Annotated in this window: 6 protein-coding genes; all 6 read right to left on the bottom strand. The window is 43.0% G+C overall.

All coding sequences use genetic code 11. From position 1 onward, the window contains the following. Positions 1-92: 92 nt before the first annotated feature. On the bottom strand, positions 93-707 hold the full coding sequence (locus tag Xsto_RS20265) for a hypothetical protein (protein ID WP_099126254.1): 615 nt from the start codon (positions 705-707) through the stop codon (positions 93-95). Next, the gene (locus Xsto_RS20260) at positions 704-940 is read right to left on the bottom strand and encodes a hypothetical protein (RefSeq protein ID WP_099111121.1); all 237 of its coding nucleotides are present in this window, start codon (positions 938-940) and stop codon (positions 704-706) included. The genes Xsto_RS20265 and Xsto_RS20260 overlap by 4 nt, the downstream gene beginning before the upstream one ends. A gap of 9 nt (positions 941-949) precedes the next feature. Next, positions 950-1,705, bottom strand: a complete 756-nt coding sequence (locus tag Xsto_RS20255; RefSeq protein WP_425304013.1) for a Rha family transcriptional regulator — start codon at positions 1,703-1,705, stop codon at positions 950-952. 28 nt (positions 1,706-1,733) lie between these two features. Then, complete coding sequence (locus tag Xsto_RS20250) at positions 1,734-2,225, bottom strand: hypothetical protein (protein WP_099126252.1); 492 nt, start codon at positions 2,223-2,225, stop codon at positions 1,734-1,736. 9 nt (positions 2,226-2,234) lie between these two features. Beyond that, a complete protein-coding gene (locus Xsto_RS20245) occupies positions 2,235-2,417 on the bottom strand; it encodes a PerC family transcriptional regulator (RefSeq protein ID WP_244590476.1) in 183 nt (60 codons plus the stop codon). Positions 2,418-2,475: 58 nt separating this feature from the next. Continuing rightward, positions 2,476-2,747 (bottom strand): ANR family transcriptional regulator (locus Xsto_RS20240; RefSeq protein WP_211284360.1); only part of this gene is annotated, 272 nt, incomplete at its 5' end.

Here is a 2,747-nt window from a genome sequence, read left to right as displayed (position 1 = left end):
GGATAATGCGCTGCCCCCAATCCCTGCCGTCGTCGATGTGGACTACCGTTCTGACTAGTTCGTCGTCAATGTCCACCATCTGGCGGTGTTCCTCAGTCACGGCTTGCCTCCATTTCTTTTACCTTTTGCTCGGCAAGCTCGAAGATGCTTTCGTGTATGGGAAAAACTACAAAAACAGGGTTGCCGTAAATTCTGTTCGTGAAAGAGCAGAACCGGAACCGACACGGGGCATTCATGCCGGAGGGTTCAATGAGTACCGATGCTGATCCCTTAAACATCTGGGCCGGATAAGACAGATACTCAGCCGAGAAGAGCGGCATAACATCCTGCTTCTCTGTTGGAATGGTTTTATCTAAATCAGGGAAGCGACCCTTGATTATTTCCAGTCGAGTGAAACTAAAAATCTCATTGCTTTTGTCCAGATGAATAGCTCTTACCTCGTCACCCAAGATAATTTCCGTAAAGCAAGCCTGCTCTGGAATATCGCCACAGAACCGGATAACCAGATTGAGATCATCTGCATCATTGTCATCAAAGAACGTGCCACTATGTTCTGTCAGCTCCATGCGTACCAGTACATGTCCGTTAGTGGCTTCAAGGTGTTGCCGGGTGATATGGACCCCGGTCAATCCGGGGTGTTTTTCTGCTTGCTCACCTTTGGCTACACAAACTAAAGCAGCACGTAACAAATCGGTATCGATGATCATGACTTCACCTCCGCCTTTGGGCATGCATCCAGACAGCCAATGGTGTTTTCGTTGAACGCTTCCGGCATAACAGAGAAGAGCGTGTGATTAGTTGAGGTCAGCTGATCATCAGTTAGTGCTGCCAGAGATTTTTCGATAGCATCCATTGCGTTATGAGCGTCCATAACAACGCGCAGTGTGTGTCGATGTCCGCAAGGGTAATCAGCTAAATAGGTCACAATGTATTTTTCCATTTCCATTCCTCACTTCTTACCAAACAGTTTTTTGAGATCGACACCGTATACAGCCAGCCATGCTTCGGCAGGCCATGATTTCACGCTGCCATATCTGGGGTCGGGTACGTCGGTAGCTTCCATATTGTTTTCACGGCACCATTTGCGGAGGGGCGCATATTTGTACTCTTTCTCTGTGGCCCTAAATACGCTGGTAATGGTTGAGTGTTTGGTGCTTTCACCCAGGCGTTCTTCCAGTTCTCGACATTTGCGGGTGGCAGCACTGAGTTTGCCAAGTGCGCTAGCCTCACGACTACGGCTGATCTGTGATTTGGTGCGCTCTGCTTTATCAGCGCGCTCTTTTTCAACCAATCGGCCTTGCTCAGATTCAATGGCCATCTGGAGGATTTCTAGTTTGGATAGTTGAGGTAGGCCAGTAGTTTGTTGTTGGACAGCCGGAGTTGCTTTACCGGATTCCAAATCGAACCAACGGTCAATCACTGCTGCACGGCGAACAACGTCATAACCAGTGATGAGGATCTCTGTATGACGACGGTCGAGCAATAATTCAGAGATATAGCCTCGATTGTCGATAACAGCGATTACACCTTCAACTAATTTAACTTGTTGATTTTTATGATGGTTGAAATTCCAACCATCCTTTTTTATTCCATACAACTGTGTAAGCATGTTCCAAATATCGACATGAACATTTTTTACCTCCTTCCCCGTCAGTTCCGCTATTTCACGGCTGCTCATCATTGCCGCTTGGTTATTGGTGATCACTTCGTTTTTCTTGCTCATATCTCGTCTCTCAATGTGTGCTGGGTGATGCTGGTTCAGCCGTAAATAATTTGAATCCGTTGATAAATACTCCGTCGATAAAATCACGCATCCATGTACTACCGTTTTCTTTTTCATTTACTTCGTTTCCTAAATAGAAACGTTGCAATGCGATATATTTTTCAATTGGATTAACTTCTAAAATTGGCTTTTCTATTTGGTGAATAAGTAGCGTTTCAATAACTTCAGAATCTAATTCAACGATGCAATTTTCATGGGAAAATACGACATTCCCACTTTCAAGTTTTCCAAATCGCTCACCACATGAAATTAGATATTCTCGTGCAGTAATTGCTCGTTTTTGCTTAACTGAAAATTCAGCACATTCCATTCTCTCCGCATCTGTTAATGGTGGATAATTGGCAATCATTCTTTCTTTATCTAAAAGACACGCAGGAGGTTCAAATCTGCTTTCCTTTAAATCGGAAATCATTTCTTCTATCATTGATTCTGTGTATTTCATTACCATCCCTCACGAATAATTACTTTTGCTTTTTTGAATGCAACGATTCCCGTTTTTAATGCATTCCTGTTCTTGTTTAAGGTTCTGAGATAATGAAAGGGCTTCACCCCATTTATTAGCAGCACGACGAAATAAACCTTTCAGTTCTAAATCTCGCGCTAATTCGCCTATCTGTTCATATATCGTCATCATTTGCCGCCTGTTTATTCATATGCTTTTTTAATTCAGAGGCCATACGCTGATTTTCTTTCTAGCTTCTTAATGCGGTGCTATGGCTATGATGCAATGAATATCTTTTTTCATTATGCTCTTGACGATATTCAGACCAGCGCTGGGTATTCAGCGTATTTGCTAATTTATTAGCTTTTCCCCAGTATTCGGCAGCAAGGTTATACTTTTCTTCTTTTTCCATTTGAATAGCGATATTGGCAAAATCTAAATAAGTTTTCTTTTTCATTTTATTGGCTCCGTTTTTTGTGCGATGTGTTCTAGTATTACTTCCATAAATGCATCGCCCTCTAT

Origin of the sequence: Xenorhabdus stockiae (assembly GCF_002632825.1) — a bacterium.
Lineage (GTDB): Bacteria > Pseudomonadota > Gammaproteobacteria > Enterobacterales > Enterobacteriaceae > Xenorhabdus > Xenorhabdus stockiae.
Note: the sequence above shows the minus strand (reverse complement) of the source record. Positions and strands in the feature narration are given on the sequence as shown.